Here is a 22,063-nt window from a genome sequence, read left to right as displayed (position 1 = left end):
ATCATGATATAATAAAAGCAAATCCATATAGAAAATGAGACTTTTATGTTTAAAAACTTTCCTGAACAATGGCAAGACCTCCTTAAAGAAAAAGGAATCACTACAGAGACTGCCATTCAAAAAGAACTCTTTGCACCAATCACTGAAGGAGACAATATCCTAGGTATCAGTCCTACAGGAACAGGTAAGACTCTAGCCTACCTTCTCCCATTGCTCCTCTCACTCAAGCCCAAAAAATCTCAGCAATTGCTTATCCTAGCACCCAATTCAGAGCTTGCTGGACAGATTTTTGATGTGACCAAACAATGGGCTGAGCCACTAGGACTCACTGCCCAACTCTTCCTTTCTGGCTCAAGTCAAAAGAGACAAATTGAACGCCTGAAGAAAGGACCGGAAATTCTCATCGGAACACCGGGCCGTATCTTTGAGCTGATTAAACTCAAAAAGATAAAAATGATGAATGTCAACACCATCGTCCTAGATGAATTTGATGAGCTTCTCAGTGATAGCCAATACCACTTTGTGACAAAAATCAGCCACCATGTTCCTCGTGACCATCAAATGATTTATATTTCGGCAACCAACAAAATTGATGATCAAAATCTTGTCGAAAATACCATCGTTTATGACCTATCTAATCAAGAACTTGACACCATCAAACATTATTATATCAGTGTTGATAAACGCAACCGTGTCGAACTTCTCCGTAAGTTCTCCAATATCCCTGACTTCCGTGGCCTTGTCTTTTTTAACAGTCTATCTGACCTTGGGGCTACTGAAGAACGCCTCCAATTTAACGGGGCTTCAGCGGTATCATTGGCTAGTGACATCAACGTCAAATTCCGTAAGGTTATCTTGGAAAAATTCAAGAATCATGAGATTTCACTCTTACTAGGTACTGACCTCTTGGCACGTGGCATCGATATTGAAAATCTAGAGGTAGTCATCAACTTCGATATACCTCGAGATCGCGAAGCCTATACTCACCGTGCAGGACGTACTGGTCGTATGGAAAATGAAGGTAGCGTCATTAGCTTTGTAACCCATCCAGAAGACCTCAAAAAACTTAAAAAATTCGCTAAAGTTTCAGAACTGGTTCTTAAAAATCAAGAACTTCACGAAAAATAAGACACGACAAAAGCACTTCAGTTTACTCTGAAGTGCTTTTAACATATACAGACTAGGCTTTTTTACCAAAGTCCTCAATCATTTGTTCCATTTCCTCACGACTTGGAGTTGTCAACATATAGAGGAAGTCACCTTGCAACTCTGCAAAGGCTGCAGGCATGATTTTCTTAACTTTAAGTTGTTCACGATACTTATCAAAAAGTTCTTCTTCTGAATAAGCATAGTGAGAGCTTGCACGACGTGAAGTCGCCAAACAGTAAAGTGGCTCAAACTGAGAAGCTGGGAATGGTTCGCCAGCAACGATATCCGCATACCCCTTGTACAAATCGAAAGAGTGAGCATAGTTATACACGTCGATTGTGAAACCACCTGCTGGACGGTTGTTATATTCAATAGCAATATAATCGTCACCATCACGGAAGAACTCAATATGGAAGAAACGTTCCTTCATACCAAATTCTTTGACAATTGCCTCACCATACTTACGTAACTTAGGATCCATTTCCTTAAGAACGTAGTAAGAATTATCCATCTTGTAAATCATCAAGTCAAGTGGTGTGTGGGCATAATCAAAAGTTGTCGAGAAGACAATATTACCATCATGATCAATCAAACCATCGAAAGTACAGATTTCGCTTGAAGTTACAAATTTTTCAAAGAAATAAACTGTTTCATGATCCCACTCAGCCTTAAAGTGATTGATATCATCTTCTGTTTCAAGTTTGAAGGTTGCAGCTGCACCAACCCCATTATCTGGCTTAGCAATCATTGGAAGACCGATTTCTTTCACAGCTTTATCCACATCTTCATCAGTTTTAATGACAGCACCAGGTACAACTGGAACTCCAGCTTTTTGGAAGAGTTTTTTCATTTCAGACTTGAATTTAGTCTTCTTAAGATCTTCTGGCTTAGCACCAAAAACATTGAACTGTTCACGAAGAGCAGCATCCAACTCCAACCAGTATTCGTTATGAGATTCGATTCGGTCAATTGGTCCGTGTTTATAGAAAAGAAAGGCTACCGCACGTTTAACTTCATCCAAGTTTTCCAGATTGTCTACACGGAAGTACTCAGTCAAAGCCTCTTTCAAAGGTTGATCCAATTGTTCATAAGGCTCTTGACCAATACCAAGAACAGTGATGCCCTTATTAGCAAGTTCAACTGTAAACTGTTGGAAGTTTTGTGGATAGTATGGTGAAATAACAAGATAATTCATTAGTAATTCCTCTTTTATAGTTATTTAGATGGGATGGACAAAGAAATTATAGGTTCATATTGTCAAGGAAATAAGGCATTTGTTTACGCCACCATTCCCAATCGTGAGCGACATCATGACCCCACTCAGAGAACCAAGCTGGAATATTCTTTTGTTCAAAGGCTTCCTTGAGTTTATAGTAAGATGGAAGACCATCTTGTTCCCAAGCACCAAGACCTGTACATACGATGATCTCAGCTTGACGGTAGCGGTCGATAAACCAACCATCATTTTGGTTCCAGATATAATCTGATGGGGAATTTTGGTAAATAGCTTCGTCCCCTCCAAACTCACCCACAAAGAAACGAGCATCGTAGACACCACTAAGGGCTACTACTTTATTGAAAACATCAGGGTGTTGCAAGAAGAAATTAAGCGCATGGTATGCCCCCATTGAACAACCTGTTGTCATCATTGGATCAAACCAACCAGTTTTGTGTTTGATAAATGGAATAGCTTCTTCAATAACATAACGTTCATAAGCGCGATGCATTTCAGCACGATCATGTGGGTTTTTCCAATCACAAAGCCAGCTTTCACTATCCACACTTGAAAGCGTAAAGAATTGTACGCGTCCTTCTTCGATAAAACGTGCACAGGCATCAATCATACCAAAGTCATAGTATTCGTTATGGCTACCACCTGATGAGGCAAAAACCACAACAGGGATACCAGCGTGCCCGTAACGGTTAACATACATTTCACGGTTAAGTTGACCACTCCAGTGGCTAAGATGTTCGATATTCATATTTATATTCCTTTTCCTAAATTAAATTAATTTGCGTTAATAAAGACTAGTCCCATTTTTCAGCGAAAAAGCGAAGACAGTCTGGTAAATTCTCGGCCCAAGCTTCTTCATTGTGTTCAGCACCAGATTGAATGTGAATCTTGATATTTTCCAAATCAACCCCACGAGCAATCAAATCATGATAATAGCTCAATGAAGAGTCTATATAAGCCTGCTTAATATTACCAGCCATCAAGGTCTTGTCAGTATCATCAGCCTCCTCAGTTCCTACATATATGTAGACACGTTGATCTGAATCGAGCTTTTGACGCGACATGTAACGATCAAAAGCATCCTGATGCAACCAGTTAGCTGAAGAAAATACCCCAAGACAACCAATCTGCTCCTTATAATCAAGCCCCATAAACTGAGTGATATTACCACCGAGAGATGAACCAATCATAGCTGTATGCTGACGGTCAGAGAGGGTACGGTATTCCTTATCAATAAAGGGTTTAACCACATCCATGACAAACTCTGCATACTCTACACCCTTACCTCCGAACTGGACACCAGGGATATTAGATTCTTGGTACTTCCACGCAGAATACTCATTCATACGGCCAGGGCCATCATTATCAATAGCTACAACAATCATGCGCGAAATATCAGGATTACGCTTGATTGTTGGGATAATCTTCCAAGAATAGCCAGAAAATGACTCCTTACTATAAAGAACATTCTGACCATCATGGAAATACACGACAGGGTAAGAACGATCTGTATCCGTTTCATAGTTCTTAGGTAGAAGAACACGCACACGACGAAGTTGACCAGTGTATGGTACCTCTAACTCATGCGTCTTCATAACCAAGTAAAAATAAGATTTATTCATTGTCAGAAAACTCTCTATATTCGAAATTTAGTTCTATTATACCATATTTTAAAAGAAAAAGAGCCCCTATTATTGGGACCCTTTACACTTTTTTAATGATTGAATAGCTGCACTCTTAGTAGTTTGCGATATCAAATACTGTTGATTTCACACGAGTCATAGCTTCGATAGAGTATTTCACACCTTGAGTTCCGGCACCAGATCCTTTAACACCAAGGAATGGGAAGTTGTCTGTACCACGTTGTGTTTTGTTGTTGATGTGAACTGTACCAACTTCAAGTTGTTCAGCAATTGCAAATGCACGTGGGTAGTCTTGTGTGAAGACAGCACCTTGAAGTCCAAATTCAGATTCGTTAGAAATCTTGATTGCTTCTTCAACTGAAGATACACGGATGAATGGCAATACTGGACCAAATGGTTCTTCCCAAGCAAGACGCATATCAGTTGTTACATGGTCAAAGACTGCTGGGTAGATAAGGTTACCTTCACGTTTCAATTCAGTTTTAGCAGTAGCACCTTGTTCAACTGCATCATCAATCAAACCTTGAACGAAATCAGCTGCTTTTGTATCGATAAGTGGTGTAACGCTTGCGCTTTCTTCAGGCATACCAACAGTGATATTACCTACCAAAGCAGTTACTTTTTCTACCAATTCATCTGCAACACTATCCATTACAAGGACACGTTTGATAGCTGTACAACGTTGACCTGAATAGTCAAAGGCACCAGCAACAATGTTTTTAGCAGTCAAGTCAAGATCAGCATCTTCAAGAACGATAGCGGCATCTTTACCACCAAGTTCAAGCATGATTGGACGCATAGCTGCCAAACGACCGATATTTTCACCAACTGGTGTTGAACCTGTAAAGTTGATGAAATCAACTGCTTTGTGCTCAACAATGTAGTCACCGATAACAGAACCACGACCTGTGATAGAGTTCAAGACACCTGCAGGGATACCAGCTTCAACAAATGCTTCAACCAAAAGAAGACCTGAGATAGAACCTTGTGTTGGTGGTTTGAAGGCAACAACGTCACCAGCAATCAAGGCAGGAGCAATTTTAGAACCAGCCAAGTTTACTGGGTAGTTAAATGGAGAGATAGCAAGTACAAGACCTACTGGTTCACGACGAACAACAGCAATTTTTTTCTTGCTACCAGCGTCAAAGGCACCACCTTCAAGTACTTCACCTTCCAAACGCAAACCTTCTTCAGCTGCATAGTGGATGATTTCAGCAGTACGAACGACTTCACCGATTGCAGATTTCAAACCTTTAGAGATTTCTTTAGAAAGAACTTGACCGATTTTTTCTGCATCACGTTCCAAGATATCTGCTGCTTTATGAAGGTAAGCTGCACGTTCAGCATATGAAAGCGCACGCCATGCTGGAAGTGCTGCCTTAGCTGCTGCGTAGACTTCGTCTACTTCAGCTTGGCTCATTGCTGGAACTGATCCAAGTTCCTCACCGTTTGCAGGTGCATAGATAGTAATTTCGTTTTCAGATGTTTTCCACTCACCATTGACATAGTTTTTGTATTGTTTAGCCAAGATAGTAACTCCTTTTATCTATTATAAGACCTATTCTATCATTTTTTTAGAAATATTCCAAGATTTAAACGAGAATTATTCAGAAAATTTTGACAAAAAATAGTTAAAATTGTTAACCTAGGTTAGCCGTATTCTACTCCTAACTAAAGAATGAGTCAATTATTTTGTCTCCGTTTAGATATAAAAAAAGTGAAAGCCTAAGCCTCCACTTTTTTTGATTAGTCTACGTTAACGTATTCTTTTGAAAGTTCAAGAACTTCTTCCATTGTTGCACATTCAGTAAGAGCACGGTTAGCGTATTCTTCCATTTTAGCTGTGTCAAGTTTCTTCATCAAGCTACGTGTACGAAGAACAGATGTCGCTGACATTGAGAACTCATCCAAGCCCATTCCAACAAGAAGTGGAACAGCAGTTTGGTCACCGGCCATTTCACCACACATACCAGCCCATTTACCTTCAGCATGAGCCGCTTTGATAACATTGTTAATCAAACGAAGGATTGATGGGTTATATGGTTGGTAAAGGTATGAAACTTGTTCGTTCATACGGTCAGCAGCCATTGTGTATTGGATAAGGTCATTTGTACCAATTGAGAAGAAATCAACTTCCTTAGCAAATTGGTCAGCAAGCATAGCTGCAGCTGGGATTTCAATCATGATACCTACTTCGATATCGTCTGCAACGGCAACACCTTCAGCAACCAATTTAGCTTTTTCTTCTTCAAGAATACCTTTAGCAGTACGGAACTCAGTCAACAAAGCAACCATTGGGAACATGATACGCAATTTACCGTGAACAGATGCACGAAGCAAAGCACGCAATTGTGTACGGAACATTTGATTACCAGTTTCAGAGATAGAAATACGCAAAGCACGGTAACCCAAGAATGGGTTCATTTCTTTAGGAAGGTCGAAGTAAGGGAGTTCTTTATCCCCACCGATATCCATTGTACGAACGACAACAGGTTTTCCGTTCATACCTTCAAGAACTGCTTTGTAAGCTTCATATTGGTCATCTTCAGTTGGGAAGTCTTGAGAATCCATATACAAGAATTCTGTACGATAGAGACCAACAGCTTCTGCACCGTTATCATTTACACCTTCAACGTCTTTAGGTGTACCGATATTAGCAGCCAATTCGAAATGTTTTCCATCAGCAGTAACTGTTTGAGCATCTTTAAGGAGAGCCCATTCAGCTTTTTGTTTAGCGTAAGCTTCACCAGCTGCTTTGAACTCAGCAATTTGCTCTTCAGTTGGGTTGATAACAACTTCACCAGTAATACCTGAAACAGCCAAAACATCACCATCTTTGACAAGTTCTGTGATGTTATTTGTTCCAAGAACAGCTGCGATTTCAAGTGTACGCGCCATGATAGCTGAGTGACTTGTACGTCCACCGATGTTAGTAACAAAGGCTTTTACGTACTTTTTGTTCAACTGAGCTGTATCAGATGGTGTCAAGTCATGAGCAACAACGATTGATTCTTCGTTGATTGTTGCTGGGTTAGGCAATTTCTTACCAAGCAAGTTAGCAAGCACACGTTTTGTAACGTCACGAATATCCGCTGCACGTTCTTGCATGTATGGGTTGTCTTCCATACCTTCAAAAATAGCGATAAACATGTCTGTTACTTCTGTCAAAGCAGCTTCAGCATTAACTTGTTTAGCACGGATAGTTTCTTTAATTTGACCAGTCATTTCTGGGTCAGCAAGAACCATCAAGTGAGCATCAAAAACGGCTGCCGCTTCTTCACCAAGGCTTTCAACTGCTTTTTCACGGATAACAGAAAGCTCGTCTTGTGACGCCGCTAGAGCAGCATCTAGACGAGCCTCTTCTGCACTTGTATCTTCAACTGTTACAGTTTCAAATGACAAGTCCGGTTGAACAAGCAGATATGCCTTAGCAACTGCAACACCATCAGATGCTGCGATTCCTTTAAGCATTTCTGTCATATTCTTATGCCAATCCTTCTTTTGTCATTGTTTCTGCGATTGCTGCGATTGCGTCATCGGCATCAGCACCTTCTGCAGAGATAGTTACGTCAGCACCTTGACCAACACCAAGGCTCATAACACCCATGATAGATTTAAGGTTAACTGCTTTACCTTTGTAGTCAAGAGTGATATCTGAAGCAAATTTGCTAGCTGTTTGAACAAGCAAAGTAGCTGGACGTGCGTGGATACCTGTTTCTGCAACAATGTGGAAATCTTTAGAAGCCATAATGGATTCTCCTTCTTCATTTGGAATATTTGAGTTATCAATGATAACCCTTACAATTTAGAATTATAACATAGCTAATTGAGATTATCAAGGTTAAAACGTACTTTCTACAAGTTTTTCAAAAGCCTGTCTCTCATTTTACTGCTCATTTTCATTTTTTTAAACATAAGCAAATACTAGTCTCTAGTTATTTACAACATTTTCTGAAAATTTCTTTCACGGTGTTTTCAATCGTTAATTTTCATTTTTGAGCAAAAACAATCACATAATTGAAAGAATTTGATTGCTAAAGGCACTCGTTGAATAAGCTTGTTTCCCAAATGCCAAGTCAGCTGTAAAGATATCGGCTTTAAATGTCTTTTCAATAGCACTTGTAATCAGTTGAGCTGCCTCAGTCCAACCAATATAATCTAGAAGCATGCAGCCAGATAATAGAACCGAGCAAGGATTAGCCTTATCTTGATCCGCGATATCCGGAGCTGTTCCATGTGTTGCTTCAAAAATAGCATGGCCTGTTTGATAGTTAATGTTGGCTCCAGGGGAGATGCCGATACCACCAACTTGTGCAGCTAAGGCGTCACTGGCATAATCACCATTCAAGTTGGTTAAGGCAACAACATCAAATTTTTCTGGATTTAAAAGAATCTGTTGTAGAAAGTTATCCGCAATTATATCATTAATCTCTAAACGACCAGCCAGCAATTCTTCTTTATATTCTTCCTGAGCCACTTCATAACCCCATTTACGGAAGCCACCTTCTGTAAATTTTTGAATATTCCCCTTATGAACCAAGGTCACTTTTTTTAGATTGTTCTTGAGAGCATAGTCAATAGCCGAGCGAATGAGACGTTTACTTCCTTCTATTGAAATCGGCTTGATTCCGATGCTACTTGATTCTGGGAAGCGAATTTTACTAACATTCATTTCTGTCTGGAGAAACTCAATCACGCGCTTAACATCTGCTGTTCCCGCTTCCCATTCAATTCCCGCATAAATATCTTCAGTATTTTCACGAAAAATAGTAATATTCGTTTTTTCTGGTTCCTTAAGCGGACTTGCTACTCCTTCAAAGTAACGAACCGGTCTAACACAAGCGTAGAGATCAAGTTCTTGACGTAAAGCTACATTTAAAGAACGAATCCCTCCACCTACTGGCGTCTCAAGCGGACCCTTAATAGCAACTAAACTTTCTCGAATAGACTCCAAAGTTTCTTTCGGCAACCACTCACCTGTTTCATCATAAGCCTTCTTACCGGATAGAAGCTCTTGCCACTCAATATGACGCTTTCCTTCATAGGCTACTTCTACTGCTTTATCAAAGATTGCTTGGGCATTCTTCCAGATATCATGTCCAACACCATCCCCCTCAATAAAAGGGATAATTGGATGATCAGAAACTTGAAGCTGTCCATTTGTCATTACGATTTTTTCTGCCATATAGCTTTCCTCCCTAGCGTTTTTCTAAAGGAATATAGGTCATATTTTCTTGTCCGATGTACTGTGAGCGTGGACGAATCAATTTGTTATTTTTTTGTTGCTCTTGAATATGAGCAATCCAGCCGGCAACACGACTCATAGCAAAGATAAGTGTGAAGATATCGCTGTCAATTCCTAGAGTATGGTATACGGTGGCTGAATAGAAGTCTACATTGGGAATTAATCCCTTCTTTTCTTTCATGAACTCTTCAATTTCTTGAGACATATTAAAGAATTCTTCATTCTCAGTACCCTCTGTCAACTTTTTGGCCATATCTCTTAAGAAAATTTCACGAGGATCCTGTTTCTTGTATACACGGTGCCCAAATCCCATGATTTTCTCTTTAGAGTCAAGTTTTTCCTGCAAGTAAGCATAAACATCACCTGATTCGCGGATTTCTTTAAGCATATCAAAGACGCGTTCATTAGCCCCACCATGCAGGGGACCTTTTAGAGCACCAATAGCTGTTGTAACACAAGAATAAATATCTGTCAGAGTCGAAGCACAAACACGCGCTGCAAAAGTTGAAGCATTCAACTCATGATCAGCATGTAGAATTAAGGCCTTATTCATAGCCTCAACTTCAATTTCAGAAGGTTCAACACCATTCAGCATGTAAAGAAAATTAGCAGCAAAACCTAAATCTTCTCTTGGTTTGAGGGGCATTTTACCAGTGCGTAAGCGTGCAAAAGTCGTAATAATTGTTGGCAATTTAGCCATCAATTCAATACTTTGCTGATAAACGGCTTCCATGGATCTCTCCTCAGCATCCACATTATATACCCCAAGAAGTGAAACTGTTGAACGTAAAACACTCATTGGGTGCAAATGTGGACGAGATTGGATAAGAATGCATTGTTCTACAGCATCTGAAATGTCATAGTTCTTACGCAACTCAGCTTCAAAATACTTGAGTTCCATTTGCGTAGGAAGATGACCATTCCATAAGAGATAAATCACTTCCTCAAAAGACGCTTTATTTTCCATAAACTCGGAAATATCATATCCTGCATAGGATAAATGGTCATCAATAATAGATGAAATCCTAGTATTACAGGCAATCATATCCTTAAGTCCATTAATTTCAACTGTTGTCATATTAGGCTCCCTTCAATTTTTTTCTTACAACCATTGGTAAGATACCACCATTTTTATAGTAGCGAATATCAGCATCTGCATCGAAGCGTACCAAGGCTTTAAAGGTTTTGGTTTGTTCAGGTGTTGAAGCTGTAACAGTGATAACATCATGGACACCTGGATTTTCTGAAAGATCAAAGCTAAAGGTCTCATGTCCTGTCAATCCAAGACTTTCAGCATTTTCCCCTTCCATAAATTGTACCGGTAAAATTCCCATCATAACTAGATTTGAACGGTGAATACGCTCAAAACTCTCAGCAAGCACTACTTTTACACCAAGGAGATTTGCACCTTTAGCAGCCCAGTCACGACTAGAGCCCATACCATAATCCTTACCAGCAATTACAAGCGTATCTTGATTAGCTTCTTTATATTTCATAGCAGCATCATATATAGGTAGAATATCACCATCATATTTAGTATATCCACCAATTTTTCCATCTGCTAGCTCATTCTTGATACGAATATTAGCAAAAGTTCCTCTCATCATGACTTCGTGATTTCCACGACGGCTACCATAAGAATTAAATTCTTGATAATCAACACCATTCTCAGTCAAATAACGAGCTGCTGGACTATTTCTGGCAATATTACCCGCTGGAGAAATATGGTCTGTTGTAACCGTATCACCAAATTTAGCCAAAACCTTCAAATTATTCAATGGTTTAATACTCAAATCATCTCCTAAAGCATCAAAGTAAGGTGGGTTTTGAATATAGGTAGAGTTTTGATTCCATTTATAATTTTGACTTTGTTCAGTAGGAATGGCATTCCACTTCTCGCTATCAGAAAAGACACTGGCATATTCATCTTGGAAGAGTTGACGGGTGACGTATTTATCAACATAAGTCTCAATGTCATCACGAGATGGCATAATCTCCTCTAAATAAACAGCTTGACCATTGTCGTCAAAGCCTAGAGGCTCAGTTGTCAAATCAATATTCGTGTTACCAGCCAAGGCATAAGCAACAACTAATGGTGGACTAGCCAAGAAATTCGCTTTAACAAGTGGATTAATACGCCCTTCAAAATTACGATTTCCTGATAACACAGCACTCGCTAAGAGATCATTGTCTACAATAGCCTTAGCCACTTCAGGACGTAAATCTCCAGAATTACCAATACAAGTTGTGCAACCATAACCTACCAAGTTAAAGCCAAGCTTATCTAGATAGGTTTGCAAGCCTGAAGCTTTGAGATAACCTGTAACGACTTTAGATCCAGGCGCCAAAGAGGTCTTGACTGTTGGAGAGACTTTGAGCCCCTTCTCAACAGCTTTTTTGGCTAAAAGACCGGCTGCCATAAGAACGTAAGGATTAGAGGTATTGGTACATGATGTGATTGCTGCAATGGCAACATGACCCGTTTGAATTGTTTCTGAATGATCCTCAAAATCAACTTTTGCAGTTTTTGCTAACTCTTCATTATCCAAACCGAAACCACGGACACCTGCTTCACGTACCACTGCATCTTGAAATTCTTGCTTAGCATCAGATAAGAGAATCAAATCTTGTGGACGTTTAGGACCTGAGATAGAAGGTTTAATAGATGACAAATCGACTTCAACAATCTTAGTATACTTGGCTGCTTTACTTGGATCATAGAAAAGATGATTGGCTTTTGTATAGGCTTCAGTGACTTGGATATGTTCCTCATCACGATTAGTTAAACGCATGTAGTTAAGAGTCTCGTCATCAATAGGATAATAACCACAAGTCGCACCATATTCCGGTGCCATATTAGCGACAGTAGCACGGTCAGCTAGAGATAAACTCTTCAAGCCAGGTCCAAAGTACTCAACAAATTTACCAACCACATTTTCAGAACGAAGCACCTGAGTAATCTTGAGAGCCAAATCTGTTGCTGTGGCAATTTTAGGCAGCTCTCCTGTCAGATGTACACCAATAACCTCTGGAATTGGGAAATAAGACGCTTCACCTAGCATAGCTGCTTCAGCTTCAATTCCACCAACACCCCAACCAAGAACGCCAATACCATTAATCATAGTCGTATGACTATCTGTACCAAACATAGAGTCAGGATATAAGAGTCCATCATTTTCAATAATGACATCACTTAAAAATTCAATATTAACCTGGTGAATAATACCTGTAGCTGGTGGAACAGCACGGTAATTTTCAAAAGACTGTTCAGCCCACTTAAGAAATTCATAGCGCTCGTTATTACGTTTAAACTCTAGATTGATATTATCTTCAAGAGCAGTATCACATCCATATGAATCAACTTGGACAGAGTGGTCGATGACCAAATCTACTGGAATCTCTGGATTAATAAATTCTGCTTTACCACCATTAGTTACTATAGCATCACGCATGGAAGCTAAATCAACAACAACAGGAACCCCTGTAAAATCTTGTAAGATAACACGACTTGGTTTAAAAGGTACTTCGGAAATTGTTGGAAAATTCGGAAATTTCATTAGATCAGAAATGTGAGATTCCTTAACATCGACGCCATCTTTTTTTCGGAGGAGACTTTCAAGTAGTATTCGAATGGTATAAGGTAGTTCTCCAACCTTAACATCATGAGATTTTGCTGCTTTTTCGAGATCATAGAAAGAGAATGTCTTACCATTTACAGTTAGATTTGAACAGTATTCTTGCATACTTGAACCTCCATTAGTTAAAAATTTTCTTTATTCTACACTGTTTTTTTTGAAAAAACAAATAGAATTGGCATTTTGATGTCACATTACATGACATTCATAGTTAGATATTTCTTTTTTACCATTTTCATAAACAAATTCTATTTAATTTAGAGAACTTAAAAAAGCCTTTGAAACACAAGATATAGGGTTGTGTTTCAATACTAAACACAAAATATTGTATTCCCTTAAGATATTTAGCTTGATTTTTCCCAATATTTTGGGTATTCTATTAGAGTTGAAAAAGTGGCTCTCTTGGCCACTTAAAATCTTTTTATAAAGGAGTATTTGCAATGGCAAAGATTACATTGTTTTCTAAAAACAACTGCATGCAGTGCAAAATGACTAAAAAATTCCTGGAAAAGGAAGGTGCTGATTTCGAAGAAATCAACATTGATGAACAGCCAGAAAAAATCGATTACGTAAAAAGTCTTGGTTTCACTGCTGCTCCAGTTATTGAAGCAGGCGATATCGTTTTTTCAGGTTTTCAACCGACTAAACTTAAAGAAATCCTTTAATTATCAAGTTTTTATATAGAAAGGAACTTGTTTGCTTAGTTTAATGTTTTAACCTTAATCTACTATTAAACTGAGCCTGGTATCTGTATTATGTCTTTAAAAAATCTTGGCGATGTTTCTTACTTCCGCCTCAACAACGAAATTAACCGTCCTGTTAACGGTCAAATTCCTTTGCATAAGGATAAAGAAGCACTTCGTGCCTTCTTCCTTGAAAACGTTAAGCCAAATTCAATGGCATTCAACAGCATCACAGATAAAATTAATTATTTGATTGAGAACGATTATATCGAGTCTGAATTCATCGGTAAATACGAACCTGCTTTCATCGAAAAGTTGTCTGCAGAAATTCATTCTCAAAAATTCCGCTTCCAATCTTTCATGGCAGCCTACAAGTTCTACCAACAATATGCCCTCAAAACAAACGATGGCGAGTCTTACCTCGAAAGTATTGAAGATCGCGTTCTTTTCAACGCCCTTTACTTTGCTGATGGTGATGAAAACCTTGCTAGTGACCTTGCTAACGAAATGATTCACCAACGTTACCAACCTGCTACTCCTTCATTTCTAAATGCTGGACGTAGCCGTCGTGGTGAACTCGTGTCATGTTTCCTTATTCAAGTAACGGATGACATGAATTCTATCGGACGTTCTATCAACTCGGCCCTCCAGCTATCACGTATTGGTGGTGGGGTAGGTATTAGCCTATCTAACCTACGTGAAGCTGGTGCTCCTATCAAAGGTTATGCTGGGGCAGCATCTGGTGTCGTACCTGTTATGAAGCTTTTCGAAGATAGCTTCTCTTACTCAAACCAACTTGGCCAACGTCAAGGTGCTGGTGTTGTTTACCTGGATGTTTTCCACCCAGATATCCTTGCCTTCCTTTCTACTAAGAAAGAGAATGCTGATGAGAAGGTGCGTGTTAAAACACTGTCACTTGGTGTTACAGTTCCAGATAAATTCTACGAGTTGGCACGTAATAATGAAGATATGTACCTCTTCAGCCCTTACTCAGTCGAAAAAGAGTATGGTAAACCATATAACTACATTGATATTACAGCTATGTATGATGAGTTGGTTGCCAATCCCAATATTACAAAAACCAAGATTAATGCACGTGAGCTAGAAACTGAAATTTCTAAACTCCAACAAGAATCAGGTTATCCATATATTGTCAATGTTGATACAGCCAATCGACACAACCCAATTGATGGTAAGATCGTCATGTCCAACCTCTGTTCTGAAATTCTCCAAGTTCAAACACCAAGTGAACTTAACGATGCACAAGAGTTTGTCAAACTCGGTACAGATATTTCATGTAACCTTGGATCAACTAATATCCTTAACATGATGACATCTCCTGACTTCGGACGTTCGATTAAGGCTATGACACGTGCACTTACCTTTGTTACAGATAGTTCAAGTATTGATGCTGTACCATCCATCAAAAATGGTAACCAACAAGCTCATACCTTTGGTTTAGGAGCTATGGGGCTTCACTCTTACCTTGCTAAACACCATATCGAGTATGGTAGCCCCGAATCTGTTGAATTCACTAATATCTACTTCATGCTTATGAACTACTGGACTTTGGTTGAATCTAACAATATTGCCCGCGAACGTCAAGAAACCTTTGTCGGTTTTGAAAAATCAAAATATGCTGATGGTTCTTACTTTGATAAATACGTTACAGGCCAATACGTTCCTAAATCTGACCGTATCAAAGAACTTTTCGATGGTCACTTCATCCCACAAGCCAAAGATTGGGAAGAACTACGTGAACTCGTTAAGAAAGATGGACTCTACCATCAAAACCGTTTGGCTGTTGCACCAAATGGCTCAATCTCTTATATTAATGACTGTTCTGCTTCTATCCATCCAATCACACAACGTATTGAAGAACGTCAAGAAAAGAAAATCGGAAAGATTTACTATCCGGCCAACGGTCTTTCAACAGACACAATTCCTTTCTACACTTCAGCCTACGACATGGACATGCGTAAAGTTATCGACGTCTATGCCGCTGCGACTGAACACGTTGATCAAGGTTTGTCATTAACCCTATTCTTGCGTAGTGAGTTACCAAAAGAAATTTACGAATGGAAAACAGAAAATAAACAAACAACTCGTGACCTTTCTATCCTTCGTAACTACGCCTTTAACAAAGGAATTAAATCAATCTACTACATCCGTACTTATACAGATGATGGGGAAGAGGTTGGTTCTAACCAATGTGAAAGCTGTGTCATTTAAGATAGTGATTTAACGATAGCAACTTCACTACTCTTATTTACAAAATGCATTAAAAGGTCGGTTCGCCGACTTTTTTAATAGATCAACTCAAAAAACTATATCATGATTTTGAATTATGATAAAATAGTAACGATATCAATAAAGAAAGAGGTTTCTAATGGAAACTTACTACAAAGCCATTAACTGGAATGAAATCGAAGATGCGATTGATAAATCTACCTGGGAAAAATTAACCGAGCAATTTTGGCTAGATACACGTATCCCACTTTCAAATGACCTTGATGACTGGCGTAAACTTTCCACTGAAGAAAAAGATTTGGTTGGAAAAGTTTTCGGTGGTTTAACATTGCTAGATACCATGCAATCTCAAACGGGTGTTGAAGCCATTCGTGCAGACGTCCGTACACCTCATGAAGAAGCTGTATTGAACAACATTCAGTTCATGGAGTCTGTTCACGCCAAATCCTACTCTTCAATCTTCTCAACTTTGAATACTAAATCTGAAATTGAAGAAATTTTCGAGTGGACTAACAGTAACAAATACCTCCAAACCAAGGCGAAAATCATTAACGATATCTATGAAAATGGAACGCCTCTTCAGAAAAAGGTTGCTTCAACATATCTTGAAACTTTCCTTTTCTATTCAGGGTTCTTCACTCCACTCTATTATCTTGGTAATAACAAGCTAGCTAACGTCGCTGAAATTATCAAGCTCATTATCCGTGACGAATCTGTTCACGGAACCTATATTGGCTATAAATTCCAACTTGGTTTCAACGAATTGCCTGAAGAAGAGCAAGAAAGTTTCCGTGAATGGATGTATGATCTCCTCTATCAATTGTATGAAAATGAAGAGCTCTACACTAAATCTCTTTATGACGGTGTTGGATGGACTGAGGAAGTTATGACTTTCCTTCGTTACAACGCCAACAAGGCTCTTATGAACCTGGGACAAGATCCACTCTTCCCAGATAGTGCGAACGATGTTAACCCAATCGTTATGAATGGTATTTCTACAGGAACATCTAACCACGACTTCTTCTCTCAAGTTGGTAATGGTTACCTTCTAGGAACTGTCGAAGCCATGCAAGACGATGATTATAACTACGGACTATAATAAAAAACTAGCTAAGCTAGTTTTTTATTGTGTTCAATACTATATTCGAAAAACAAATAGAAAAAAGAGTTCACGGTGAACTCTTTTTATTTTATTTTGCTTTTACTTCAAAACCTTCTGCTACACCTTCAGCAAAGTTTTCTTCAACAATGCTAGCACAGTGATCACAGATAGTCGCGTTGTAGCTACGTTCTTTAGTAGTTGGATCGATACGACGACAACGGTCACAGACATCACCTGTAGCACGTTCTACTGTGAATGCCACGCCTTCAAAGCTTACAGCAGATTCAGGTGCTTCTCCTTCAGCAATAGTCAATGCTGAAACAATCAAAAGTTGAGCAAGGTTAGTGTTCAAACCTTCAATAAGTTCTTTGACTTCATCATCAGGATAGATAGTCAAATGAGCTTCAAGCGATTTACCAATAACTTTTTCATTACGAGCTTCTTCCAAAGCTTTTTGAGCTTGGCCACGGAAATCCATGAAGGTATTCCATCTTTCAAGAAGTGCATCTTGACCCACAAAATCTTCTGCTTCTGGCAACTCTGACAATTGAACATAGTCTTCTGTTTCAAATTCAAGATATGACCAAATTTCTTCTGCAGTGTGAGGAAGAATTGGTGTCAATAGTTTTGTGATCTTGACAAGAATATCGTAAAAGACTGTTTGCATTTGACGACGTTCAAGTGATTCCGCACTCTCAATATAAACCACATCTTTGGCAAAATCAAGATAGAATGCAGACAACTCAACGTTAATAAAGTTAACCAAGACTTTGTAGATAGTCAAGAACTCAAAGTTTGCATAGGCATCACGAATAGTCTTAACCAATTGGTTAAATCGAATAGTCATGTACTGATCTACAGAACGCAAGTCTTCAAAGGCTACAGCATCAGTTGTTGGATTGAAGTCAGAAGTATTGGCAATCAAGAAGCGGAGTGTGTTACGAATCTTACGATAAGATTCTGATACTTGACTAAGGATATCCATAGAGATACGCACGTCATTGCTTGAGTCAACACTTGTTACCCAAAGACGCAAGATTTCCGCACCAAATTGTTTTTCAACATCGCTTGGAGCAATGGTATTTCCAAGAGATTTAGACATCTTCTCACCTTTACCATCTAATGTGAAACCTTGAGACAAGATTTGCTTGTAAGGTGCTACGCCATGGTTAGCAACAGATGTGATGAGTGATGAGTTAAACCAACCACGGTATTGGTCAGAACCTTCAAGGTAAAGGTCAGCTGGATAAGTCAGATTTGGACGATTCACCAAAACACCATTCCATGATGAACCTGAGTCAAACCAAACATCCATAATATCTGTTTCTTTCTTGAACTCGCCATTTGGAGAACCTGGATGTGTAAATCCTTCTGGCAAGAGGTCTTTGGCATCACGTTCCCACCAGATGATGGAACCATGCTCTTCAAAGAGTTTAGCTACATGCTCAATCGTTTCAGCAGTCATGATAGCTGTACCGTCTTCTGCATAGAAGATTGGAAGTGGAACACCCCAAGCACGTTGACGAGAGATAACCCAGTCACCACGGTCACGAATCATATTGTAAAGACGGACTTTACCCCATTCTGTATGGAATTTCACTTTTTCAATCTCATCCAGGATTTCTTGACGGAATTTTGAAACAGAGGCGAACCACTGTGGCACTGCACGCCAGATGATTGGTTTCTTCGTACGCCAGTCGAATGGGTATGAGTGTGAGATTTCTTCTTTGGCAAGGAGTAAATCGCCGAGTTTTTCCATAACAATTGGAGCCACTTTATCGTAGAACTGACCTTCAAAATCAGGTCCAGCATTTTCCATCATGATACCACGCTCATTAACGGTTACGGCAACTTCAAGACCATTAGCAATACCTACGTTATAGTCATCCTCACCAAAACCAGGAGCCGTATGGACGATACCTGTACCTGAATCTGTAGTAACGTGGTCACCAAGAATAACAAGCTCATCAACTTCTGTATCCCATGGGTGTTCAGTCACAATTTTATTTAATTCTTCACCACGGTATGATTGAAGTACTTCCACATCTGTCCAACCGAATTTCTCAGAAAGACTATTAAGTAATTCAGAAGCAACAACAAATTTGCGGTCTTCTCCAGCAGGTTTTACGAGAACGTATTCGATATCAGCACCAACAGTCAAACCACGTGAAGCTGTTACTGTAAATGGTGTTGTTGTCCAAACTACGATATAGGTATCTGTGTCTAGTACTCCTTTACCATCCTTAACCTTATTGGCATAGTAAAGTGAAGTTGAAACCAAATCATGGTATTCAATTTCCGCTTCGGCAAGGGCTGACTCAGATGACCATGACCAGTAAACTGGTTTTGCACCACGGTAGATATAGCCTTTATTCGCCATCTCACCAAAGACACGGATTTGGGCTGCTTCATAGTCTGGAGTTAAAGTCACATATAAATTTTCCCAGTCACCTGACATCCCCAAGCGCTTGAAATCATCACGTTGTTTATAAACTTGAGAAAGAGCGTACTCACGACAAAGGTTTAAGTACTCAACCAAGTCCATTTCTTTGCGCTTAACACCTTGCTTTGCCAAAACTTGCTCAATTGGCAGACCATGCGTATCCCAACCTGGAATATAAGGTGCGTTAAAACCTGACATAGACTTAGAACGAATGATGATATCTTTTGAGATATGATTCATGGCATGTCCAACGTGGATATTTCCGTTTGCATAAGGAGGACCATCATGCAAGACAAAATGCGGTTTCCCTTCATTTAGTTCTTGACGACGTTGATACATCTTAGCATCTTCCCACTCTTTTTGCCAGATTGGTTCTTTGTTAGGAAGTCCAGCTCGCATTGGAAAGGCTGTCTTACCTAGATTTAAGGTTTCTTTGAGTTTCATTATATCTCCTCTTTAATTTAATTTACTAAATAAAAAGAGCCTTCATCAAAAAGGACGAAAGCTCGTGGTACCACCTTAATTCAGAGCAAAAAGAATTTGCTCCCTCATATGTCCGTAAGGAGGACCATCCTTCTAACTTACTTATTTCAGTTAGAATGCTTGAAAATGATAACTATCCAAATAGGGAATGTAGGACTCACACCATCTCCCACTCGCTGTTAATATACTTGGTAAGTTGTATTTTTCTTATTCGCTAATATTCAATTTAAACGTTTGTGTTTCGTTTAGATTAATTTCACCTGTTGTCTCAGGTTGCAAATCAAAATCTTCATCTACTGGTGCTGAAGTTGGGAAATCTGCCACTTCGCTCTCGAAAGTGTCTGGAATACCAAACTCAACTGGAGTTGAAACAACTTCGTTTGTTTCATCAACTTCTGGACTAGAGAAATCTTCAACTTGCTTATTACTTTCAGCAACGCGACGTTGAAGTTCAGCCATTTCATCAGGAGTGAATTGACGAGTTGCATCAAATGAAGCTGCATCATTTGAATCAGGTACATGCTCATCCAAAACTTTTTCAACAACTTCTTTAAAGGCAGCATCTGAATTTTGAAGATAAATAGCTGTTGGTTGCAACAATTCACCCCATTCTGGAGCACTTGCTAAGCTAAGCTGACCTTCAACTGCAGCCAATAGGCGTTGGTGGAAGACACGACTTTGACGTTTAAGTTCTTCTGTTTCGATGGCAACACGTTTGGCTTCATCTGTTGCATCACGAAGAATTTCAGATGCCTTAGATTTAGCTTCTTCAACCAAATGAGTAGCATTGAAGTTAGCCTTATTAATCAAGTTAGCTGATTCGTCAGCCGCTGAAGCTTTAACTTTTTCTGCTGTTTCTTGAGCCAAAATAACTGATTGACTCAATGATTCTTTCATTTCATCAAAATAAGCCAATTTTTCTTCAAGCTCTTTTACACGAGCAGCAAGTTCACGATTGTCACGAACTAAATCTTCATAATCGTCTACAATAATATCAAGAAATTCATCAACTTCTTGCTCATTATATCCACGAAATTTAGTTGTAAACTGTTTATCTTTAATATCAAGTGCTGTAATAGCCATTACAGGCCTCCTTTATTTTTCATTACCATATTTAATGGTTTAAATTAAATAACTACTTTTTTCTCCGTCTTAACAGACTTTCAATAACGATTTTAGCTTTTCCGGACTTTGAAAATCCGTCTTGTTGAGCTAGTCGAAATCGACCATAACCTCTAACCGAAATCATATCACCAATAATAACCGCCTGATCAGCCTTCTCAACTTGTCTATAATTTAATTTTACTTTTCCTGAAGCAATAAGTTTTAAGGCGTTAGAACGAGATAAGTTTAATACCGTCGCCAACACATTATCAAGACGCATACTGGAAAGTAAGACAAAAGTTTTTGAATACTTTTCTTGATTTGAAATCCAATCGTCTTTACTTACTTCTTTTAGAGTAACCGAAACATTACCAATCTTAGTAATAGTCATTATCGCATAACTTGCTAAATGAGAAGCAATGTAAAATTGAACGCGTCCTTCTTCATCAAGAATAATATCTCCAAATACTTGACGATCAAGACCAAGCTGATTAATCAGTGCTCCCAAAACTTTTGGGTGTGTCAATTTATTGAACTGTCTCGCATATGAGATTTCTAATCGTTTAATTTCAAAGTCATCTTCTTCAAGCTCGTAATATTCGGGAGCAAGTATCACTCTTCCATACTCTTCAGATTCAAGAGTTGAACTCACAAAAAATTTTAAATTGTAATAATGAGCCAACTCTTCAATAATCTGAATTTCACGAGGATTCAAGAAATCAGTTAAGTAAGGACTGTACCTCTCATCAACTAAATGACAAAATCCCCTAACCTTCTCTAGAAAAGGCCGTTCATCTAACGAGTAATGCTGTTCAATTTTTTTAATATCTGACATCAGAGTAGAATAAATCTAAGAATTCTAAGTGAAAAGTTTAGTAGAAGTACAATTACGATTATTGAAAAATCAATACCAGCAAAAGCTAAATTCAGGCGACGAAATGGTGCGAGAATCGGTTGAACAATTTGTCTAATGATTCTTCCAAGGCTAGTATCATAAGCTCCTGGAAACCAGGATAACAAAGCATAGACTACAAGAAGAATCTCTATCACATTAACAACACGTGCCCAAATAACATAAAGTAATACAGACAT

General features: G+C 38.9%; 17 protein-coding genes and 1 other annotated feature. Of the genes, 4 read left to right on the top strand and 13 right to left on the bottom strand.

Annotation, left to right across the window (positions count from 1 at the left end; genetic code table 11):
* Positions 1-45: 45 nt before the first annotated feature.
* Positions 46-1,128, top strand: coding sequence for a DEAD/DEAH box helicase (locus ACYVQ1_RS02160; RefSeq protein WP_461249666.1), 1,083 nt, complete (start codon positions 46-48; stop codon positions 1,126-1,128).
* 52 nt (positions 1,129-1,180) lie between these two features.
* Here the strand turns inward: ACYVQ1_RS02160 and ACYVQ1_RS02155 are convergent, their stop codons facing one another.
* The 9 genes from ACYVQ1_RS02155 to acnA all read right to left on the bottom strand — a co-directional run bounded on the left by ACYVQ1_RS02155 (position 1,181) and on the right by acnA (position 13,014).
* Positions 1,181-2,344, bottom strand: a complete 1,164-nt coding sequence (locus ACYVQ1_RS02155; protein ID WP_139723867.1) for an ATP-grasp domain-containing protein — start codon at positions 2,342-2,344, stop codon at positions 1,181-1,183.
* Positions 2,345-2,390: 46 nt separating this feature from the next.
* On the bottom strand, positions 2,391-3,131 hold the full coding sequence (locus ACYVQ1_RS02150) for an esterase family protein (RefSeq protein WP_002884014.1): 741 nt from the start codon (positions 3,129-3,131) through the stop codon (positions 2,391-2,393).
* A gap of 46 nt (positions 3,132-3,177) precedes the next feature.
* Positions 3,178-4,005 carry an alpha/beta hydrolase gene (locus ACYVQ1_RS02145; RefSeq protein WP_004182709.1) on the bottom strand — a complete coding sequence of 276 codons (828 nt, stop codon included), beginning with the start codon at positions 4,003-4,005 and terminating at the stop codon, positions 3,178-3,180.
* Between the two features lie 115 nt (positions 4,006-4,120).
* Positions 4,121-5,554 carry an NADP-dependent glyceraldehyde-3-phosphate dehydrogenase gene (locus tag ACYVQ1_RS02140; RefSeq protein ID WP_002890682.1) on the bottom strand — a complete coding sequence of 478 codons (1,434 nt, stop codon included), beginning with the start codon at positions 5,552-5,554 and terminating at the stop codon, positions 4,121-4,123.
* 218 nt (positions 5,555-5,772) lie between these two features.
* Complete coding sequence (gene ptsP / locus ACYVQ1_RS02135) at positions 5,773-7,506, bottom strand: phosphoenolpyruvate--protein phosphotransferase (RefSeq protein ID WP_002890681.1); 1,734 nt, start codon at positions 7,504-7,506, stop codon at positions 5,773-5,775.
* 4 nt (positions 7,507-7,510) lie between these two features.
* The gene (locus tag ACYVQ1_RS02130) at positions 7,511-7,774 is read right to left on the bottom strand and encodes a phosphocarrier protein HPr (protein WP_002884015.1); all 264 of its coding nucleotides are present in this window, start codon (positions 7,772-7,774) and stop codon (positions 7,511-7,513) included.
* A gap of 261 nt (positions 7,775-8,035) precedes the next feature.
* The gene (gene icd / locus ACYVQ1_RS02125) at positions 8,036-9,211 is read right to left on the bottom strand and encodes an NADP-dependent isocitrate dehydrogenase (protein ID WP_461249665.1); all 1,176 of its coding nucleotides are present in this window, start codon (positions 9,209-9,211) and stop codon (positions 8,036-8,038) included.
* A 13-nt stretch (positions 9,212-9,224) separates the two neighbouring features.
* On the bottom strand, positions 9,225-10,349 hold the full coding sequence (locus ACYVQ1_RS02120; RefSeq protein ID WP_461249664.1) for a citrate synthase: 1,125 nt from the start codon (positions 10,347-10,349) through the stop codon (positions 9,225-9,227).
* Position 10,350: 1 nt separating this feature from the next.
* Positions 10,351-13,014 carry an aconitate hydratase AcnA gene (gene acnA / locus ACYVQ1_RS02115; protein WP_461249663.1) on the bottom strand — a complete coding sequence of 888 codons (2,664 nt, stop codon included), beginning with the start codon at positions 13,012-13,014 and terminating at the stop codon, positions 10,351-10,353.
* Between the two features lie 332 nt (positions 13,015-13,346).
* On the opposite strand from acnA, the gene nrdH reads away from it, so the two are divergent.
* The 3 genes from nrdH to nrdF all read left to right on the top strand — a co-directional run bounded on the left by nrdH (position 13,347) and on the right by nrdF (position 16,938).
* Entirely contained in the window at positions 13,347-13,571 is a 225-nt protein-coding gene (gene nrdH / locus ACYVQ1_RS02110) for a glutaredoxin-like protein NrdH (protein WP_004182714.1), read from the top strand.
* A gap of 90 nt (positions 13,572-13,661) precedes the next feature.
* A complete protein-coding gene (nrdE, locus tag ACYVQ1_RS02105) occupies positions 13,662-15,821 on the top strand; it encodes a class 1b ribonucleoside-diphosphate reductase subunit alpha (RefSeq protein ID WP_002890676.1) in 2,160 nt (719 codons plus the stop codon).
* A gap of 157 nt (positions 15,822-15,978) precedes the next feature.
* Positions 15,979-16,938: a class 1b ribonucleoside-diphosphate reductase subunit beta gene (gene nrdF, locus ACYVQ1_RS02100; RefSeq protein ID WP_155124228.1), complete on the top strand. Its 960-nt coding sequence runs from the start codon at positions 15,979-15,981 to the stop codon at positions 16,936-16,938.
* Between the two features lie 91 nt (positions 16,939-17,029).
* On the opposite strand, the gene ileS is transcribed toward nrdF, so the two are convergent.
* From ileS to ACYVQ1_RS02080, 4 genes are all read right to left on the bottom strand, one after another.
* A complete protein-coding gene (gene ileS / locus ACYVQ1_RS02095) occupies positions 17,030-19,828 on the bottom strand; it encodes an isoleucine--tRNA ligase (protein ID WP_461249662.1) in 2,799 nt (932 codons plus the stop codon).
* Between the two features lie 47 nt (positions 19,829-19,875).
* Positions 19,876-20,088 (bottom strand) — a binding site (T-box leader).
* Entirely contained in the window at positions 20,075-20,950 is an 876-nt protein-coding gene (locus tag ACYVQ1_RS02090; protein WP_002890673.1) for a DivIVA domain-containing protein, read from the bottom strand. It overlaps the preceding feature by 14 nt.
* Positions 20,951-21,002: 52 nt before the next feature.
* Entirely contained in the window at positions 21,003-21,806 is an 804-nt protein-coding gene (locus ACYVQ1_RS02085) for a YlmH family RNA-binding protein (RefSeq protein WP_201710087.1), read from the bottom strand.
* Positions 21,806-22,063, bottom strand: a complete 258-nt coding sequence (locus tag ACYVQ1_RS02080; RefSeq protein WP_002890670.1) for a YggT family protein — start codon at positions 22,061-22,063, stop codon at positions 21,806-21,808. The genes ACYVQ1_RS02085 and ACYVQ1_RS02080 overlap by 1 nt, the downstream gene beginning before the upstream one ends.

The organism is Streptococcus parasalivarius (genome assembly GCF_054785155.1).
This window is presented reverse-complemented; position numbering and strand designations above follow the sequence as displayed.

What these genes read in the sequence shown, in the direction of transcription:
- ACYVQ1_RS02085 (WP_201710087.1), bottom strand. Translation starts at nt 21,806, where the DNA reads ATGTCAGATATTAAAAAAATTGAACAGCATTACTCGTTAGATGAACGG.
- acnA (WP_461249663.1), bottom strand. Translation starts at nt 13,014, where the DNA reads ATGCAAGAATACTGTTCAAATCTAACTGTAAATGGTAAGACATTCTCT.
- ACYVQ1_RS02150 (WP_002884014.1), bottom strand. Translation starts at nt 3,131, where the DNA reads ATGAATATCGAACATCTTAGCCACTGGAGTGGTCAACTTAACCGTGAA.
- nrdE (WP_002890676.1), top strand. Translation starts at nt 13,662, where the DNA reads ATGTCTTTAAAAAATCTTGGCGATGTTTCTTACTTCCGCCTCAACAAC.
- ACYVQ1_RS02120 (WP_461249664.1), bottom strand. Translation starts at nt 10,349, where the DNA reads ATGACAACAGTTGAAATTAATGGACTTAAGGATATGATTGCCTGTAAT.
- ACYVQ1_RS02155 (WP_139723867.1), bottom strand. Translation starts at nt 2,344, where the DNA reads ATGAATTATCTTGTTATTTCACCATACTATCCACAAAACTTCCAACAG.
- ACYVQ1_RS02080 (WP_002890670.1), bottom strand. Translation starts at nt 22,063, where the DNA reads ATGTCTGTATTACTTTATGTTATTTGGGCACGTGTTGTTAATGTGATA.
- ACYVQ1_RS02145 (WP_004182709.1), bottom strand. Translation starts at nt 4,005, where the DNA reads ATGAATAAATCTTATTTTTACTTGGTTATGAAGACGCATGAGTTAGAG.
- ptsP (WP_002890681.1), bottom strand. Translation starts at nt 7,506, where the DNA reads ATGACAGAAATGCTTAAAGGAATCGCAGCATCTGATGGTGTTGCAGTT.
- ACYVQ1_RS02130 (WP_002884015.1), bottom strand. Translation starts at nt 7,774, where the DNA reads ATGGCTTCTAAAGATTTCCACATTGTTGCAGAAACAGGTATCCACGCA.
- nrdF (WP_155124228.1), top strand. Translation starts at nt 15,979, where the DNA reads ATGGAAACTTACTACAAAGCCATTAACTGGAATGAAATCGAAGATGCG.
- ileS (WP_461249662.1), bottom strand. Translation starts at nt 19,828, where the DNA reads ATGAAACTCAAAGAAACCTTAAATCTAGGTAAGACAGCCTTTCCAATG.
- ACYVQ1_RS02160 (WP_461249666.1), top strand. Translation starts at nt 46, where the DNA reads ATGTTTAAAAACTTTCCTGAACAATGGCAAGACCTCCTTAAAGAAAAA.
- nrdH (WP_004182714.1), top strand. Translation starts at nt 13,347, where the DNA reads ATGGCAAAGATTACATTGTTTTCTAAAAACAACTGCATGCAGTGCAAA.
- icd (WP_461249665.1), bottom strand. Translation starts at nt 9,211, where the DNA reads ATGGCAGAAAAAATCGTAATGACAAATGGACAGCTTCAAGTTTCTGAT.
- ACYVQ1_RS02090 (WP_002890673.1), bottom strand. Translation starts at nt 20,950, where the DNA reads ATGGCTATTACAGCACTTGATATTAAAGATAAACAGTTTACAACTAAA.